The following is an 18,463-nucleotide window of genomic DNA, read 5'->3' as shown; positions in this document are numbered from 1 at the left end:
TGGATGTGATTCAGGTCAAACACGCTGTTCACCAGAATCGCCTAGACTCGAGGCATGCAAGACCAATGCAACCCGTTTCCGCCGTTCCATGGTCGTGATCGATTGATCGCTGCGGTCGACCATGCCGTCCAGCACGAGCACGCGCACCAGATCGCCGCCACGCTGCGGGCGGCGTTGCGCGAAGCAATCGCCGACAGCCGCATCCAGCTACCGGCCTGCGTGCACCACCCGATCGAGGATCACTACGCCCGCCGCGAGCTGTACCGCAGCCCGGTGCACGGCTACAGCATCGTCGCGATGAGCTGGGGACCGGGCCAGGGCACGCCGCTGCACGACCACAGCGGGTTGTGGTGCGTGGAGGGGGTCTGGCTGGGCCAGCTGGAGATCACCCAGTACCAGCTGCTGGAGCGCGACGGCGAGCGCTTCCGTTTCCGCCCGGAGCCGCCCGTGCTGGGCGACTGCGGCAGTGCCGGCAGCCTGATCCCGCCGCACGAGTACCACACCCTCCGCAATACCAGCGATGACGACCTGGCGATCTCGGTGCACGTCTACCAGGGCGAGATGACCCGCAGCGCGATCTTCGAGCCCGAGGCCGACGGCTGGTACCAGCGCCGCGTGCAGGTGATGGAAACCGACGCGGCCTAGCCCTCCGCTCGACCGGGCGGCGGCGTGGCGCGCATCATGCGCGTTCCACCCGTTCCCGATGGTCCGCCATGCCCACGCTGCCGTTCCAACAGGTCAATGTCTTCAGCCAGGATCCACTGCGCGGCAATCCGCTGGCCGTGGTGCTGGAGGCCAAAGGCATCGACGACACGCGGATGGCCGCATTCGCACGCTGGACCAACCTGAGCGAAACGACCTTCCTGCTGCCGCCGACCGATCCCCGGGCGGACTACCGCGTGCGCATCTTCACCACGCTGGAAGAGCTGCCGTTCGCGGGGCATCCCACCCTGGGCAGCTGCCATGCCTGGCTGGCGCATGGCGGCATGCCGAAGGGCGAGGACATCGTGCAGGAGTGCGGGATCGGCCTGGTACGCATCCGGCGCAGCGAGACGGGTCTGGCGTTCCTGGCGCCGCCGCTGCTGCGGGGCGAGGCGTTGACGCCGGACCTGCGCGAGCGCGTCCGGCGCGGCCTGGGCGTGGCGACGGAGGACGTCGTGGATGCGCGCTGGGCGGACAACGGCACCGGCTGGCTCGCGCTGCGGCTGCGTGATCGTGCGGCGGTGCTGGCCGTCCAGCCGGACTATGCGCGGCTGGAAGGCCTGAAGGTCGGTGTGTTCGGACCGTGGCAGCCCAGCGATGGCGAGGAGGCCCAGTACGAGAGCCGCGCCTTCATCGCGGGCGACGGCGCGCCGGAGGACCCGGCCACGGGCAGCCTCAATGCGGGCATCGCGCGCTGGCTGCTGGCCACCGGCGAAGCGCCGGACCGCTATGTGATCAGCCAGGGCACGGCGATCGGCCGCGCCGGGCGGTTGCGGGTGGAGCGCGTGGGCGATGCGCTGTGGATCGGCGGCGACTGCGTGACCTGCATCGAGGGGCAGGTCACGCTGTGAGCCAGGGCGGCCATGCCTGGCATGGTGCTACCGGTCCAGCGTCACCACGTTGTTGCGCTGGGTCACCTCGGCTGCGCCGTCGGCCTGCACGACGCGCACCTGCCAGCCGTTGCGGTTACCGGCCGGCAACGGCAGGCGCACGGTGGCGGTCTTCGGCACCAGATCGCTCGGCGCGGCCAGGCCCGGAATCTCCACCCGGGCCAGCTCACGGCCCCTGGCATCTTCCAGCACCGCCACGCCCACACCGGTGGCGACATGGCCCAGGCTGTGCACGGTCACCTGCACCTGGCCGTCCTCCACGCGCACATCGCCCCGCCCGATGCCGAGGTCGGCACGCTGTTCGACCGGTGTCCCGGCCTGCACCAGCTCGAACTCGAACACCTGGCTCTGGCCCGGCGCGAAGCGCAGCGTGGTGGAGGCACTGCGTTCCAGGGTGAGATCACGCGTGGTGGCCTTGCCGTCGATGGTGTCATCGCCGTCGCGGTCCACGCCGCTGGTCATCCGCCACTGCCCGGCGGTGACATTCCAGGCGCTCATCTCCGCGTCCACCGCGTGCCTGCCCAGGTTGTAGGCGATCACCTTGAAGCGGTCCGGCGAGGGCGCATGCACCAGCAGCGCGACCTGCTCGGCCGCGTCCGGCTGGGCGAAGCGCCAGCTCACGGTGTGGCCCGGCCAGCTCTGGTTGCGTTTCAGCGCGATGCCGCCCAGCCGCGCACGCTGCAGGAATTCGCTGGGCGCTTCGACACGGTCGGACCACCAATGACCCTCGGTGTTCATGTACTCGCGCTGCGCCTTGGCCTGGATGCCGTCGGCGTGCAGGGCTTCCAGGTATTTCTTGTCGCCGGTGGCCTGCCATGCCATCAGGCTGGCGAAGCCGGTGCTGCCACCGTCGGCATCACGGATGAAACGCGGGTTCCACTCGGCACCGCGGCCCAGGGCCTCGACATAGTTCTCGCCCAGGTTGGACAGCGCCCCCGGCCCGCCACGTTCGACGCGGTAATCCAATGCCTTGAGGTACTTGTCATCGCCGGTCCAGCGCCATGCCGCCCAGAAGGTATGCATGATGTCGCCGCTGCCCGAGCCGTTGTTCAACTCACCGCCGCGGGTCTTGCCGGTCGCCCAGTGGATCTCGTTCGGCAGCGCCCAGCGGCCCTTGTCGTCGGTGTAGGCATGGGCGAGGTAGCCATCCGCCAGCCCGGTGACCAGCTTGCGGCCGGTCGGATCGGCGTTGTACTGGCCGATCAGGAACGCCGGGTGCAGCACCGGGAAGGAATACGGCTTCTGCCACTGCCAGTTCGGTTCGCGGTAGACCTTGTTGCCGCCGAACCAGTTGCTGGAGAACAGCAGATGCCCCTGCGGGTTGGGCAGGATGATGCGTTCGTCGAAGGCCTTCACCGTTTCCATCAGGCGCTCGACGGTGAGCGGATCGCCCCAGTTGAGGTAGAGCATCGCGCTGTTGGTATTGATGCCCTCCTCGTAGGAATGCAGCTCATCGGTTTCGATCGTGCTCAGGCCGTTGCTGAACATGCCATTGCGGTAGACCGCATCGGACAGCGCGGTCAGCGAGGCATTGAGCTTGTCCGGCTGCACGCCCATCAGCGCCAGGCCCGGCCACTGCTGGGTCAGGTCGGAGTCGTCGGAGATGCCGCCACCGAAGTCGCCATAGGCGATCTGGCGGTTGTCGATCCACCAGTCGATGAAGCGGCGCACGTACTTGAGGTCTTCGGTCTGCGCGAACGCCCACTGCGGCACGCCCTTGGGGGCCTGCGGCGGGGTGAACGACGGTTTGCCCTGGCTGTTGTAGCTGATGTAGTTCCAGTACAGCCGGCCGAGTTCGTGGTCCGGATCGACCCGCAGCAGGTCGCTGAGATCGGCGTACACGCGCGCGTACAGGCGCTGGCGCTTGGAGGTGGTGTGCTCTTCGACCAGGAAGCCCCAGTTGTCGCGGACCTGGTTGAAGCGATCGGCCAGATGCTCTTTCTTCGCCTCCTCGCGATCCTTGTAGACCATGCGGATCTCGGCACCGTCCAGCGAGGTGGCGTTGAACCCGGGGGCGGCCGAGGCGATGGAGATCCACAGGCTGTCGGCGGCGAGGATGCGGTCGCGCAGGTCCAGCCACAGGGTGCGCTTCTGGCCCGGCTTGACCGAGACCGACACATCGATCATGTCGCGCGCCGGCCAGATCGGATCCTTGATGCGGATGTTGAGCGGGATCAGGCCGTCCTGCGTGGCCGGCAGCTCAAGCGCGGGCAGATCGATCGCCACGCCGTCCAGGCCGTCGTGCATGTTCTCCCAGCTGTGCGCCCAGCTGCGGATCAGCGGCTGCGCGGCCGGTGCGTCGCTCACGCCGGAGGGAATCAGCACGTGCACGATCGGCAGCGGCTGCGCGGGCAGCGTGTCGGCCGTGCGCTTGCGTGAGCCGGCGCCCTTGGGCAGCGCCATCACCGTGCTGCGTTCGGCCGCCGGGTAGCGACCGTCGATGTACGCGCGCAGTGCCGCGATGTTGGTGTAGTCCGGCAGCGCCTGGCTGTCGATCAGGTAGCGCTGCTTGACCGTGCCTTCCGGTTCGGCCGCATCGCTGACCTGGTAGGCCCAGATTTCCTGGATCGGGGTTTCCTGCGCCGTGTTGCGGAAGTGCAGCACGCCGCCCGCCTGCGCGGGAATCGCGTTGACGCTGCGGACGACGCCCTGCGGACGCTCGAACAGCGCCTGCGCCGGCTGGCCATCCACGCTGTGGCTGAGCCCGCCGAAGGCGGCGCCGCGCACTTCGATGCGGTTGACGGTCTCACCGGCCGGCAGGGTCAGGTCGAGCTGCTGGCCGCCGTCGACATAGGTGTTCCAGTCCGGCAGCTGGAAGTAATCATTGCGCCCCGGCAGGCGCGAGCGGTTGTAGACGCCCGGCCAAGTCGTTTCGGCGATGCCGTCGGTGGCCTTCCACATCCACTGCTTGTGGTCCTTGGTATCGGCGAACTCGACCTTGCGGATCGTGGTGATCGGTGCGCTCAACGCCGGCGGCGGGGCAGCGTCCCAGCCGTGGCGATGGCGCCAGGCGCGCATCGGGTCCGGCCCGGCCACGGCGGTGGTGGGGGCGGCATTGCGGGCCAGTGCGGCCATGCCGGCCGGATCGAGCAGGCGGTCGTAGACGCGGATCTCGTCGAAATCGCTGCCGCGCAGGAAGTTGTAGCGGCTCTGCACCTGGTAGGGCGCCATCACGCGCGCGGCCAGGCCGAGCTGGTCGAGCGCGGCGTCGTAGTCGGCCGTGGTCTCCTGGCGGGCGACCTCCCTGCCGTCCACGTAGAGGCGCACGCCGTGGTTTTCGTCCCAGCCGAAGGCGATGTGCTGCCACTGCTGCGGGGAGGGGTTCTTATCGAGTTTGAACGACACGCGCGTGCGCGCCAGGTTGGCATCGGTGACGAAGGCATCGAAGCCGTGGCCGTTCCAGTCGATGCGCAGCCAGGCCATGTCCCAGCTGCTGTGGTCGGCATAACCGACCCGGAAGATCACGAACGGCGCTTCACCCACCGCGTAGCGCGCGCGCCAGAAGAAGCCGAGCGTGCCGCGCTGGGCCTGGATGTTGCCCGGTGCGTTCCAGGACAGCACGCCGTCGTCGGCCCATTCGATCGCACTGCCGTGGGCGCCGTCGGGCACCCGCTTCACCTTGTCCACGAAGTTCGGGACCGGGTCGCCCGCGGCAGTATCGGCCTGCAGGCCCTGGTCGGCCGACACGTGGAACAGCAGCTGCGGCGCGGTCTGCGCCCAAGCGGTGCCACTGCCCGCGAGCAGCAGCGCCAGCAGGCTGGCGGACAGGCGGGAGGGGCGGATCGAGGCGGCGACAACGCGATGCATGAGACCTTCCTTTCGACAGCAGAAACAGTACAGCGGAACCAGCAGCGGGGGTCAGCCGCTCACGGTGGCCTTCCGCCCCGGCACCGCGCCCGCCATCCCGGAGAGAAGGACGGGGACGGGCCCGATGGCGGTGGCGGAAGACGCAGCACGGTCAGAACTTGTAGCGCAGGCCGAGGTAGTACTGGCGGCCGGTGTGGGTGTAGCGGTCCGGCAGCGACAACGCCGAATCGACATAGCGCTCATCGGCGGTGTCGAGCAGGTTGATCGCCTCGAAGGTCAGCGAGAGATTCTTGTTGACCTTGTAGGACATGTTGAAGTCCACGTTCTCCACGCTGTACTTGCCCTGCACATCGGCGGTGGCGAGCGGGTTGCCGTCCAGGTCCCACACGTTCTCCTGCGAGAGGATGGTGCTGATGTATGCGTCGCGGTAGCTGGTGGAGACACGGGCGCTGAAACGGCCGTCGTCGTAGTACAGCGTGGCGTTGTACGAGTTCGGCGAGAGATTCAGCAGGTCGTTCTCGGTGTACGTGGTGACGATCGTGCTGCCGGTGCCGGAGCTGAACATGTACTTGATCTTCGACTCGACGTGCGTGTAGTTCAGCTGCACGCCGAAGTTCTTCCAGAAGCCGGGCAGGAAGCTGAAGGGCTGCTGGTAGGACACCTCATAGCCCTTGAGTGGGCCGCCCGGGGTGTTGAAGTAGCTCTGCACGTTGAACACGGTGTCCGGGCTGAAGCCGGTCGGCAGCAGATCCAGCGAGTAGCCCATGTCCGCCCACGTGGTGAGCAGGCGGGTACGCTGGACGTAGCTCTCGATGTCCTTGTAGAACAACGCCGCCGACAGCAGCGCGCCTTCGTCGAAATACCACTCCGCGCTCAGGTCGTAGTTGGTCGAGCGGAACGGGTCCAGCTTGGGGTTGCCCAGGTTGATCGAGTAGCTGCGGTCGTCATCGAAATGCGCGGTGGGACCACCGCTGACGCTCGGCGACAGGTTGGACAGGGTCGGGCGGGCCATGGTCTTGGCCGCGCCGAAGCGCAGCACGAAGGTATCGCTCAGATCCCAGGCCAGGTTCAACGAGGGCAGCCAGTCGTCGTACTTGTGGCCGACCCGGGTGCCGACCTGCAGGCGCTCGCCGGGATCGGCGGTGGCGCTGGCCACCCCGAAGAATGGTTCGCAGGCCGAGGACAGATCGTTCGCGTTGGTGGCGGTACACGGCGCATAGCCATCGGCGGTGATGCGGGTCTGCACGTAGCGCACGCCCAGGTTGCCGCGGAACGCGCGGCCCAGCAGGTCGGTGTTGAAGTCCAGCTGCAGGTAGCTGCCGTAGCTCTTCTCGTTGACGTCGAAGTTGTTGTTGGACGCACCGAAATGGCCGACGCTGGCCAGGCGGTAGTCGCCGCCCAGCGCACCGGTGTCGCAGTTGCAGTAGATGTCCAGCAGCTTGGCGATCTGGTTGAAGTCCGGCACCAGCCAGGCGTTGGGCAGGTTGCCGTCCATGCCCTTGCCGAAGCCGCTCAGCGTATCGCTCAGGTCCCCCACGGTCACACCGCCCGGCAGTGCCTGCGACAGGCGCCCGTAACTGATGTTGCGGTATTCCTGCGTGCTCATGTCGTAGTCCTTGTAGGCCAGACCGCCGCGCAGGGTGAAGGTGGGATTGATGTCGAAGGTCAGGTCGACCTTGGCCGTGTCGAAGGCGTTGTCGACGTACTGCGGGTTCAAGCGCACTTCGCTGATGTTGCCGCCGCGCGCGGTGCCGTTGGCATTGACCGGGGTGCTGCCGTAGCCCAGCCACTTCCAGTTGTCGACCGCATTGAGATCGAACGGGAAGGACATCGCCGGCACCTTGCCGTTGCGCATGTCCAGCACGAAGCCATCCAGGTTGCTGTTGTCGAAGCTGACCATCGAGAAGACCGGCCGCTCGTAGTTGGACTCGGAATGGCCGACCACCGCATCCAGGCGCACCGCATCGTTGAAGCGGTGTTCCAGGTTCAGGCTGAACTGCTTGAACTCGGTGCTCTCTTCGATCGCGGTGGATTCGGTGCGGAAGTCGACGTTGTCGAACACGCCGTAGGTGAGGCGGTTCTGCTCATCGGCCTGCGCCTCGCGGACCACGATCTGGGTCTTGCCGCCGTACTGCGCGGTGCGGTGCAGGTTGGCGCCGATCGAGTCTTCGCGCACGTTCTTGTCGAGCTTGGAATACAGCATGTCCAGGTTCAACTGCGTGTCGTCGCTGACCTTGAACTGCAGCGCGCCGGTGACGCCCAGCCGCTCGATCTCGTGTTCGGTGCGGATGTAGCGCGGGTAGCGCGGAATCCACGCGTTGGTCGCGGTCTCGTAGGCGGCGATGTTCCCGGCGGTCGCCGCGGGGCGATCCAGGCCGGGGCCGCAGTGGGTCGCATCGATGCCATAGCTGCCCCAGCCGTTGCTGCGCGCCTGGTTGGCGGCGCTGCCGACACCGGCAGCGGTTTCATTGGCCAGCGGATTACGCGGGGTCTGCGGGTCGTAGCCGGCCGGGCTGCAGAAGCCGTAGGTGCCGTTGTTGGCCGCGGTGCTCTGATTGGAGTTGCGGTAGTTGCCGTGCTCCCAGCGGACCGGGTTGTAGCCTTCTTCGAAGATGGTGCGCTTGCTGTAGGCCACCGACATCAGCGCGCCGACCCGGCCATCGGCCCAGGTGTTGCTGATCAGGCCGGAGATGCGCGGGTCCTTGTTCCTGGACAGCTCGTTGTAACCGTACTGGCCACCGAGCGAGGCCTGGAAGCCCTCGAAATCGAACGGGCGCGAACCGCGCAGATCGACCGTGGCGCCCAGCGAACCCTCGTCGGTCTGCGCCGACTGGGTCTTGTTGATCTTGACCCGGCTGAACAGCTCCGAGGCGAAGGTGTTGAAGTCGAAGCCGCGGCTGCGGTTGACCCCGGTGGTGCCGCTGCCGGCGGTGGAGAGTGCTTCCAGGCCGTTGATGCGCACGCGGGTGAAGTCCGAGCCCAGGCCGCGTACCGAGATCTGCTGGCCTTCGCCGCCTTCGCGGTCGATCGAGACGCCGGCGATGCGCTGCATCGACTCGGCCAGGTTCAGATCAGGGAACTTGCCGATGTCCTCGGCGTAGATCGCATCGACCTGCTCGACGCTGTAGCGCTTTTCATCCAGCGACTGCTGCAGGCTTTCGCGGTAGGTCGCTTTGACTTCGACCTTGTCCAGGTCCACCGCGTTGAGCGCGGCAGCCTGTTCGGGTGTCTGCTGGGCAGCGGCGCTGCCGGCCGCGCCCTGCAGCGCGAAGGCGATCGAAACCGCGAGTAAGGTAACCGGTGTCTTCCTGCGGATGTCCTGTCGTTCCATCGTGTGTAAGCCCCTCCCAGGGTTCGCCGCCATGCGACCGTGATGTTGATGAGTCATGACGTCCGGCCTCCTCCGGAGCGTCCATCGCGCGTGGCCGCGGTGACACCGCTGGTCATCCGAAACGTAACAAACCCTTCACGCGGCGGCATCTTGCGCCGCAGCAGCGCGTGCATGTGTTGGCGAGGGTCGGGATGGCAACGATGGCGTCGCGCGCGCAGCCGGCGGCGTGATTGCTCACGCCGCCGGTGGGTACTGCCGTTGAATCAGAACTTGTAGCGCACGCCGAGCAGGAACTGGCGGCCGGTTTCGGTGTACTGCAGCGGCAGCTGACCGGTCGCCGGCGAGTAGACCCACTCGTCGGAGGCTTCGTTGGTCAGGTTGATGCCTTCCAGGCTCAGCTCGAGCTGATCGCTGATCGTGTAGCGGATCGACGCATCCAGGACCGTGGTGCCGGTCATGCCGTGGTAGCCATCGATGTTGAAGCCGGTTTCGGTACCCGGTGCCTGGGTCAGGTAGTCATCGCGGTTGGTCGCCGAGACGCGGCCGGAGAAGACCTTCCCTTCGTAGAACAGGGTGGCGTTCCAGGACGACTTGGACAGACCGGTCAGGTCGGTCTTCATCACCGGCTGGCCGGCAGCATTGAGGTACTGGATCTGCGATTCCACCCAGGTGTAGTTCAACTGCACACCGAGATTGGACCACTTGCCCGGCAGGAAGGTGAAGGGCTGGGTGTAGTTGGCTTCCACGCCGTGCAGTTCGCCACCGGGGGTATTGACCGGTCGGCTGTAGGTGAAGTCATCGGCCGGCGAGGCACCGGTGCCGATCAGCAGCGAGGCGGGCAGGCCGCTGTCGGAGTACGGACGCACTTCGCGGGTGGTCTGCACGAAGCTCTCGATGTCCTTGTAGAACAGGCCGATGCCGGCCATCGCGCCTTCGGCGAAGTACCACTCGAAGCCGAGGTCGACGTTGGTCGCGCGGATCGGTTCCAGGTCCGGGTTGCCGCTGGAGATGGTGCGTGCACCACCGGCCACGGCCACCGTGGCGCCAGGCGTCAGGCTGCCCAGGCCCGGGCGGCTCATCACCTTGGCCGCGCCGAGGCGGATCAGGAAGTCCGGGCTGACTTCGGCCACCAGGTTGAACGAGGGCAGGGTGTCGTTGTAGGTGCGGTTCTCCGTGGTGGAGACCGTGCCGGTGGCCAGCGTGGACAGGCCGGTGGAGCTCTGCTTGGTGCGCACGTACCGCACGCCCACGTTGCCCGACAACGGCAGCGCGCCGATCTCGGTGGAGAACTCGCCCATCAGGTAGGCGCCGCGGTCCTTTTCTTCGACGCTGCGGACGTTGTTGGCGCGCGGGGCGACGGCGAAGATGCCGCTGTTGCTGTAGATGTCGAACTGATCGGCGATCGCGTTCAGATCCGGCACCACCCAGTTGGACGGGCTGCCGTTGATGCCCTTCAGGCCGGCCTGCTCGGTCATGTCCACCGGCACGATCTTGGTGCCGTCGGCGAAGTTGGGCACGGCCAGTTCGCTGGCGCGGCGCAGTTCGGTGGTCTTGAAGGTGTAGTCCTTGGCGAGCACGCCGCCCTTCAGGCGGAAGCCGGGGCTGATGTTCCAGTTGAAGTCGATCTGGCCGGTATCGAAGTCATTGTCCACGTACTGCGGACGCAGGCGGATTTCCGCCAGTTCCCAGCCCGCGGGGTTGGTCGGGTCGATGCCGTAGTTCAGCGTCGGGAACCGGCTGTTGCCCCGGTAGTCGTAGCTGTAATTGTCGACGTCGTACTTGTCCATGATGATCGTGGTCTGCACCGGGTTCTCGTGCTTGGAGCGCGAGATGCCGACCTTGCCGGACAAGGTGAAATCATCACCGAAGCGGTGCTGGCCGTTCAGGCTGAGCTGCTTGAACTCGGTGCTCCACTCGTCATGGCGGTTTTCGGTGCGGATATCGACGTTGTCGAACTCGCCGTAGACCAGTGCGTTGTTCTCGATCACGCCGTTCTTGACGATCATCGCCGGCTTGCCGACCAGGCGCGGCGTGGTGCTGGTGCCACGGCTGAAGGAGATCGCCTCGATGTAGTGCTCGTCGCGGGTGGCGTCGATCTTCGAGTACAGCGCGTCCAGCGAGATCTCGGTGGCGTCGCTCGGCTTCCACTGCAGGGTGCCGGTCACGCCCAGGCGCTTCTGCTCATGCTCCATCTGCACATAGCGCGGGAAGCGCGGGTGGTAGACGTCGGCCGAGCGCGCGGCGGCGAACGGCGAGGCGGCGTTGAAGTTGCCGTTGCTCGGGCCGTTGGCCCAGCGGCCGGTGTTGGAGCCTTCTTCCAGCGCCTGGCGCTCGGAATAGGCGACCGACAGCAACGCACCGAAGGTGCCGTCTGCAAAGGTATTGGAGATCAGTGCGGCCATGCGCGGGTCGGCCTTCTCGGCCATCGCGTTGTAGCCGGCCTGGCCGCTGGCGGCAAAGGTGAAGCCGTCATAGTCGAACGGGCGCGCGGTGCGCAGGTCGACCGTGGCACCCAGCGAGCCTTCCTCGACGTCCGCCGAGGCGGTCTTGCGCACCATCAGCTGCGAGAACAGGTCCGAGGCGAACACGTTGAAGTCGAAGCCACGGCCACGGTTGGTGCCGCCGCTCTGGTCGCCGGCGCCGACGGTGGTCAGCGCTTCCATGCCGTTGATGCGCACGCGGGTGAAATCCGGGCCCAGGCCGCGCACCGAGATGTTGCGGCCTTCGCCGGCTTCGCGGGTAATGACCACGCCGGGGATGCGCTGCAGCGACTCGGCCAGGTTCAGATCCGGGAACTTGCCGATATCCTCGGCGACGATGGCGTCGACCACGCCGGCTTCGCCACGCTTGATGTCCAGCGCCTTCTCGACACTGGCGCGGTAGCCGGTGACGGTGACGGTATCCAGCTCGGTGGGGTTGGTGGTGCCCGCATCCTGGGCCAGCGCGGTACCACTCAGCGCCAGGCCGATCGACAATGCGAGCAAGGTAACCGGTGTCTTTTTCTGCGTGTTCTGGACTTGCATGTTTTCCCTCTCCCAAGGTGCTACATGAAACAGCTATCCAACGACATGTCAGTGCAATGACACCGCTGGTCAGGGCGGACGTTAACAGCCCGTTACTGATCCGGCATCTTGCACCGCAGCAGACTTTCAATGTCCCGCAGACGCTTGCAGGACAGTGGTTCCGACATTCGGGACAGGTGGACGGGGCGACGTCCATCGCTAGAATGACACCGCTAGCCATTGCTGCTGGACGTCCTCGCGGCGTCCGCGGCCCTCACAAGGATCCAGGACCATGAGTCGTGTTGTCTGTTTCGGAGAGTTGTTGCTGCGCATGAGCGCCCCCGGCCGTGAGCTGCTGCTGCAGCACCCGCAGTTGATGGTCCACGCCGGTGGCGCGGAAGCCAACGTCGGTGTCTCGCTGGCCCACCTCGGGCATGCGGTATCGGCGGTCAGCACGGTGCCGGCCAACCCGCTGGGCGAGTACGCACTGGGCGAACTGCGCCGGCATGGCGTGGACACCACGGCGGTGCGCCGCACCGACGGCCGCATGGGGCTCTATTTCCTGACCACCGGTGCGGTCCAGCGCGCGAGCGAAGTGGTCTACGACCGCGCCGACTCGGCCTTCGCCAACAGCAGCGCCGCCGATTACGACTGGGACACGCTGCTGGCCGGCGCCGACTGGCTGCACCTGTCCGGGGTCAGCCCGGCGCTCAACCCGGCCATGGCCCAGGCCACGCTGGCGGCGGCGCGTGCCGCCTGCGCGCGGGGCGTGAAGGTGTCGTTCGACGGCAACTTCCGGCCGTCGCTGTGGGCGCGCTGGCAGGGCGATGCGCCCGGCATCCTGCGCGAACTGTTCGCCTGCGCCGATCTGCTGTTCGCCGATTACCGCGACATCGGCGTGGTGCTCGGCGGCGAGTTCGAGCAGGCCGATGTGCGTGAGCGTGTCGATGCGGCCGCCGCACAGGCCTTCGCCGCGTTCCCGCGTCTGCAGTGGATGGCCTGCACCCAGCGCACCCCGCACAGCGTGGACAACCATGCACTCGGGGCGATGCTGGTCGGCCGCGATGGCACCCGCGCCGTGGCGCCGACCCGCGAGATGATCGGCATCGTGGACCGCATCGGCGGGGGCGATGCCTTCGCCGCCGGCATCCTGCATGGCATGATGCGCGGCTTCGCGCCGGACATGATCGTGCGCTTCGGCCTGGCCGCAGGCTGCCTGAAGCACTCGATCCCCGGCGACTTCAACCCTGTCAGCGAGGCTGACATCATGGCCCTCACGGGCGAGGAGCGATTCGATGTCCGGCGCTGATCCGCGCGTACGCGCAGTCCTGAAACTGGCCCCGGTGATTCCGGTGTTCACCCCGGAAAGCGTCGAGGACGCCGTCGAGGTCGCGCGTGCACTGTTCAACGGCGGCCTGCCGGTGATCGAAGTGACGCTGCGCACGCCGATGGCGATGGACGCGATCCAGGCGATGGTCGAGGCCGTGCCCGATGCCGTGGTCGGCGCCGGCACCGTGCTGACCGCCGCGCAGATGGAGAAGGTCAAGCAGGTGGGCGGGCGCTTCGCGGTGTCGCCCGGCGCGACGCCGCGGTTGTACGCGGCCGCACGCGATACCGACCTGCCGTTCCTGCCGGGCGTGGCGACCTCCTCGGAGCTGATGCTCGGCCTGGAGCACGGCCTGGATACGTTCAAGTTCTTCCCGGCGGTGCAGGCCGGCGGCGCGGCCATGCTGTCGGCCTGGAACGGCCCGTTCGGCGATGTGCGGTTCTGTCCGACCGGCGGCATCAGCGCGCAGACCGCGCGCGATTTCCTGCACCTGCCCAACGTGCTGTGCGTGGGCGGTTCCTGGCTGACCACGCGGGCGCTGCTGCAGGCCCGGGACTGGGCCGGCATCGAGCGGCTCGCGCGCGATTCGGCCGCGCTGGTCGGCTGAGTCCGCATCGCCTGCCGCCTCAGTGGCGGCGGGCGGTCGCGCCGACGCGGCGATACAGGGTGCTGCGGCTGATGCCCAGCGCGCGTGCCGCCTGGGCAACATTCCCATGGCTGGCCCGCAGCGCGTCGCGCATCGCGGTTTCCGTCATCGCCTCCAGGCCCTCGGCCGTGGACGGCAGCACCGGCGCGCGCACGGTCTGCAGATAGGCGGGCAGCATCCCGTGCCGGATCTGCTCACCTGGGTCACTCAGCGCCACCAGGGTACGCAGGCAGGAACACAGCTGCCGCACATTGCCCGGCCACGTGTAACCCGCCAGCGCGTCGAGCGCGGCGGCCTCCAGCTGCCGGCCCTGGCCGAGCCTGTGCCACAGACCACGCACCAGTGCCGCACGGTCGGCGTGCTCGCGCACGGCAGGCAGACGCACGCTGTGGTCGGCGATGCGGTAGTACAGGTCGCTGCGGAATTCACCGGCGTCCATGGCCTGGTCGAGATCGCGGTGGGTGGCGCAGATCAGGGCGAAATCCAGCTGTACCGGTTTGCCGCCGCCCAGCGGTGACAGCGTGCGCTCCTGCAGTACCCGTAGCAGGCGCGGCTGCAGCGCCAGCGGCATGTCGCCGATTTCATCCAGGAACAGCACGCCGCCTTGGGCCTGCCGCAGCAGGCCGGTGTTGCCGCTCTTGCGCGCACCGGTGAAGGCACCTTCCTCGTAACCGAACAGTTCGGCTTCGATCAGGCCTTCGGGCAGCGCCGCGCAGTTCACCGCGACGAACGGCTTGTCGGCGCGTGCACTGCGCCGGTGCAGCTCACGCGCGAAGACCTCCTTGCCGGTGCCGGTCTCACCCTGCAGCAGCACGGGCAGCTGTGCGTCCAGCACGCGGCAGGCGCGGTCGAGCACCTGCTGCTGGGCCGCGTCGAACAGGGGCGTGGCATCGGCACGCACGGCGGCGGCGGCGGCACGGCCAGGGGCTGCCGGTGTCGGGCGGGCAGGCAGGGCCGAACGCACGCGGGTGCCGCCCGCCGGCCCCAGGTGCCCGTACAGCGCGCGCCCCTGGCGATCGACCAGCGCACCGTCATCGTGCAGCCGCGACAGCGGACCATCGAACAGCGCCTCGTAAGGCGCCCTGCCGATGTCGCCGTGGTCCAGACCGAACAGGGCCAGCCCGGCGCGGTTGGCGGCCACCAGGCGGCCATTGCGGAAGCCCAGCACCCCTTCGCGCGCGGTGCCGAGCAGGCCGGCGTCATGATGCAGGCGCACGACCTCGCAATCGCCCAGCCCCGCCTCGAAATAGCGGTGCTCGATATGCGCCACCGCCTGCCGCGCCAGCACGCGTGCATGCAGGTGCTGCTGGCGCGCGTCGCCGGAGATGTCGAGCACGCCGACGCGCTGCCCGTAGGGATCGAAGATCGGCGTCGCCGAACAGGTCAGGATCGCGTGCGGGGCGAAGTAGTGCTCGCCGCCCCGGACCTCCACCGAGCGGCCTTCGACGATGGCGGTGCCGATCGCATTGGTACCCACCGTGGTTTCATCCCAGCGCACCCCCGGCATCAGCGCCACGCGCCCGGCCTTGTCGAGAAATCCCGGGTTGCCCTCGGCATCCAGGATCCAGCCGGCCTCGTCGGTCAGCAGCGCGATGCTGCCGGTCGCCGCGATGTCGGCCGCCAGCCCGTCCAGCTCCGGCCGCGCCAGCCGCCACAGCGTTTCCTGGCGCTGGCGCAGCTCGCGCAGGCGTGCGTCCGGCAGCGGCTCGACCTCCGGCTGCGCGTCCACCGACAGCCCGCCGCGCTGGCAGCGCTGCCAGGACTGCAGGATGGTGTCGGGCACGATCCCGACCGGCGCCGCGCCACGCTCGAAGAACGAGCGTCGCGCAGTGCCGACACGGTGCTGGAGCGGACGCTGGGACACCTGGATTCTCCAGTGTCGCAATCTGCGACAGTTGTAGCGGGGCCTGTTCCGATAAACACCACACCCGGCGTTACCGCGCAATGACCTGCCGTGGTGCACCGCATCAGTTTGCGGCCCGCTTTCCAATCGGCGCGCCGGGTCATGCCTTGCCGCACTGCACCACACCGAACCTGGCATCGTCCTTGCGGCAGGGGACAGACCCTTACCGGGCCTGTCCACTGCCATCCGGAGATGCACCCATGAATGCCGTCACGTCCGCCAAGCCGCACGCCACCGATCCGCAGTCCATCTTCAAGCCGCGCTACGGCAACTACATCGGCGGGGAGTGGGTGGCGCCGCGCAGCGGCCAGTACTTCGAGAACACCACCCCGGTGACCGGCAAGGTGTTCACCGAGGTCGCCCGCTCCAACGCCGAGGACATCGAAGCGGCGCTGGACGCTGCTCACGCGGCCAAGACCGCCTGGGGCCAGACCTCGACCACCGAGCGCGCCAACATCCTCAACAGGATCGCCGACCGCATCGAGGAGAACCTCGAGCTGCTCGCCCATGCCGAAACCTGGGACAACGGCAAGCCAATCCGCGAAACGCTCAACGCCGACGTGCCGCTGATGGCCGATCACTTCCGCTACTTCGCCGGTGCGGTGCGCGCGCAGGAAGGCAGCCTGTCGGAGATCGACAAGGACACCATCGCCTACCATTTCCACGAACCGCTCGGCGTGGTCGGGCAGATCATCCCGTGGAATTTCCCGATGCTGATGGCGGCGTGGAAGCTGGCGCCCGCGCTGGCCGCCGGCAACTGCGTGGTGCTCAAGCCGGCCGAGCAGACACCGGCCTCGATCCTGGTGCTGATGGAAGTGATCGGCGACCTGCTGCCCAAGGGTGTGCTCAACGTGGTCAACGGCTTCGGCGTGGAGGCCGGCAAGCCGCTGGCCTCCAACCCGCGCATCGCCAAGATCGCCTTCACCGGCGAGACCACCACCGGCCGCCTGATCATGCAGTACGCCAGCCAGAACCTGATTCCGGTGACGCTGGAACTCGGCGGCAAATCGCCGAACATCTTCTTCGCCGACGTGATGGCCGAGGACGATGATTTCCTCGACAAGGCCGTGGAAGGTTTCGTGCTGTTTGCCTTCAACCAGGGCGAGGTGTGTACCTGCCCCTCGCGCGCGCTGATCCAGGAATCGATCTACGATGAATTCATGGAACGTGCGCTCAAGCGCGTGGCCGCGATCAAGCAGGGCAATCCGCTCGATCCCACCACCATGGTCGGTGCGCAGGCCTCCTCCGAGCAGCTGGAGAAGATCCTCTCCTACTTCGACATCGGCCGGCAGGAAGGCGCCGAGGTACTGATCGGCGGCGAGCAGGCCATGCTCGAGGGCGACCTGGCTGGCGGCTTCTACGTGAAGCCGACCGTGTTCAAGGGCCACAACAGGATGCGCGTGTTCCAGGAAGAGATCTTCGGGCCGGTGGTCTCGGTGACCACGTTCAAGACCGAGGAAGAAGCCCTGGAGCTCGCCAACGACACGCTGTACGGCCTCGGTGCCGGCGTGTGGAGCCGGGATGCCTCGCGCCTGTACCGCATGGGCCGTGGCATCCAGGCCGGGCGCGTGTGGACCAACTGCTACCACGCCTATCCGGCCCATGCCGCCTTTGGTGGCTACAAGCAGTCGGGCATCGGCCGCGAGAACCACAAGATGATGCTCGACCACTACCAGCAGACCAAGAACCTGCTGGTCAGCTACTCGCCCAAAAAGCTGGGCTTCTTCTGAGCCCCGGGCTTGATCCCGATCAAGGCGCCGGCATGCAGCCGGCGCCACAGTGCAGTCATTGGCAATCCACGGAGATCCACGCATGAACAAGACCATGAAGGCCGCTGTCGTCCGCGAATTCGGAAAGCCGTTGCGCATCGAGGAAGTCGAGGTGCCGCGTCCCGGCCCGGGCGACATCCTGGTGAAGATCGAAGCCTGTGGCGTGTGCCACACCGACCTGCATGCGGTTGACGGGGACTGGCCGGTCAAGCCCAACCCGCCCTTCATTCCCGGCCATGAAGGGGTCGGCCACGTGGTTGCGGTGGGTGCGGGTGTCAGCCACATCCGCGAAGGCGACCGCGTCGGCATCCCGTGGCTGTACTCGGCCTGTGGCTATTGCGAGCACTGCCTGGGCGGCTGGGAGACCCTTTGCGAGGCGCAGCAGAACACCGGCTACTCGGTGAACGGTGGTTTCGCCGAGTACGCCCTGGCCAACGCGGCGTACGTCGGGCTGCTGCCCAAGAGCGTGGGCTTCATTGAGGTCGCGCCGATCCTGTGCGCCGGCGTCACTGTCTACAAGGGCCTGAAGGTCACCGATACGAAGCCGGGCCAGTGGGTGGTGATTTCCGGCATCGGCGGGCTGGGCCACATGGCCGTGCAGTACGCCAAGGCGATGGGCCTGAACGTGGCCGCGGTGGATATCGACGACGGCAAGCTCGCCCTGGCCGAGCGGCTGGGTGCGACGATCACCGTCAACGCGCGCAACACCGATCCGGCCGCGTTCCTGAAGAAGGAGATCGGCGGGGCGCATGGCGCACTGGTCACCGCCGTCTCGCCGAAGGCCTTCGAGCAGGCACTGGGCATGGTCCGCCGCGGTGGCACGGTCTCGTTGAACGGCCTGCCGCCGGGCAACTTCCCGCTGGATATCTTCGGCATGGTGCTCAACGGCATCACCGTGCGTGGCTCGATCGTCGGCACCCGCCTGGACCTGCAGGAATCGCTGGAGTTCGCCGAGCAGGGCAAGGTGGCCGCCACGGTCACCAGCGATTCGCTGGAGAACATCAACGACATCTTCGCGCGCATGCAGGCCGGCAAGATCGAAGGCCGCGTGGTGCTGGACATGAGCGCGTAAACGGCGCCGCGTTG

Annotated in this window: 10 protein-coding genes; 6 read left to right on the top strand and 4 right to left on the bottom strand. The window is 67.4% G+C overall.

The features are described 5' to 3' along the window. Nucleotides 1–54 precede the first annotated feature (54 nt). Nucleotides 55–645, top strand: coding sequence for a cysteine dioxygenase family protein (locus ABE434_RS11995; protein ID WP_176990778.1), 591 nt, complete (start codon nt 55–57; stop codon nt 643–645). A gap of 68 nt (nt 646–713) precedes the next feature. Further along, nucleotides 714–1,553: a PhzF family phenazine biosynthesis protein gene (locus ABE434_RS11990; protein ID WP_346478988.1), complete on the top strand. Its 840-nt coding sequence runs from the start codon at nt 714–716 to the stop codon at nt 1,551–1,553. A gap of 27 nt (nt 1,554–1,580) precedes the next feature. Here ABE434_RS11990 and ABE434_RS11985 read toward each other — a convergent pair whose 3' ends face one another. The 3 genes from ABE434_RS11985 to ABE434_RS11975 all read right to left on the bottom strand — a co-directional run bounded on the left by ABE434_RS11985 (nt 1,581) and on the right by ABE434_RS11975 (nt 11,753). Then, entirely contained in the window at nt 1,581–5,399 is a 3,819-nt protein-coding gene (locus tag ABE434_RS11985; RefSeq protein ID WP_346478987.1) for a LamG-like jellyroll fold domain-containing protein, read from the bottom strand. Nucleotides 5,400–5,550: 151 nt separating this feature from the next. After that, nucleotides 5,551–8,730, bottom strand: a complete 3,180-nt coding sequence (locus ABE434_RS11980; RefSeq protein ID WP_346478986.1) for a TonB-dependent receptor — start codon at nt 8,728–8,730, stop codon at nt 5,551–5,553. Between the two features lie 263 nt (nt 8,731–8,993). After that, nucleotides 8,994–11,753 (bottom strand): TonB-dependent receptor, encoded by a 2,760-nt coding sequence (locus ABE434_RS11975; protein WP_346478985.1) that lies wholly within the window; start codon nt 11,751–11,753, stop codon nt 8,994–8,996. Nucleotides 11,754–12,024: 271 nt separating this feature from the next. On the opposite strand from ABE434_RS11975, the gene ABE434_RS11970 reads away from it, so the two are divergent. Both ABE434_RS11970 and eda read left to right on the top strand, forming a co-directional pair. Then, entirely contained in the window at nt 12,025–13,041 is a 1,017-nt protein-coding gene (locus ABE434_RS11970; protein WP_346478984.1) for a sugar kinase, read from the top strand. After that, nucleotides 13,028–13,666 carry a bifunctional 4-hydroxy-2-oxoglutarate aldolase/2-dehydro-3-deoxy-phosphogluconate aldolase gene (gene eda, locus ABE434_RS11965; protein ID WP_346478983.1) on the top strand — a complete coding sequence of 213 codons (639 nt, stop codon included), beginning with the start codon at nt 13,028–13,030 and terminating at the stop codon, nt 13,664–13,666. Before ABE434_RS11970 ends, eda begins: the two co-directional genes overlap by 14 nt. Nucleotides 13,667–13,685: 19 nt before the next feature. Here eda and ABE434_RS11960 read toward each other — a convergent pair whose 3' ends face one another. Beyond that, nucleotides 13,686–15,569, bottom strand: coding sequence for a sigma-54-dependent Fis family transcriptional regulator (locus ABE434_RS11960; protein ID WP_346478982.1), 1,884 nt, complete (start codon nt 15,567–15,569; stop codon nt 13,686–13,688). Between the two features lie 239 nt (nt 15,570–15,808). Between ABE434_RS11960 and adh the strand changes: the two genes are divergently transcribed. Beyond that, complete coding sequence (gene adh / locus ABE434_RS11955) at nt 15,809–17,338, top strand: aldehyde dehydrogenase (protein ID WP_346478981.1); 1,530 nt, start codon at nt 15,809–15,811, stop codon at nt 17,336–17,338. Nucleotides 17,339–17,420: 82 nt separating this feature from the next. Next, nucleotides 17,421–18,449: an alcohol dehydrogenase AdhP gene (gene adhP / locus ABE434_RS11950; protein WP_176990769.1), complete on the top strand. Its 1,029-nt coding sequence runs from the start codon at nt 17,421–17,423 to the stop codon at nt 18,447–18,449. Nucleotides 18,450–18,463: the final 14 nt, after the last annotated feature.

It is taken from the genome of Stenotrophomonas sp. TWI1183 (assembly GCF_039673115.1).
Lineage (GTDB): Bacteria > Pseudomonadota > Gammaproteobacteria > Xanthomonadales > Xanthomonadaceae > Stenotrophomonas > Stenotrophomonas maltophilia_AA.
This window is presented reverse-complemented; position numbering and strand designations above follow the sequence as displayed.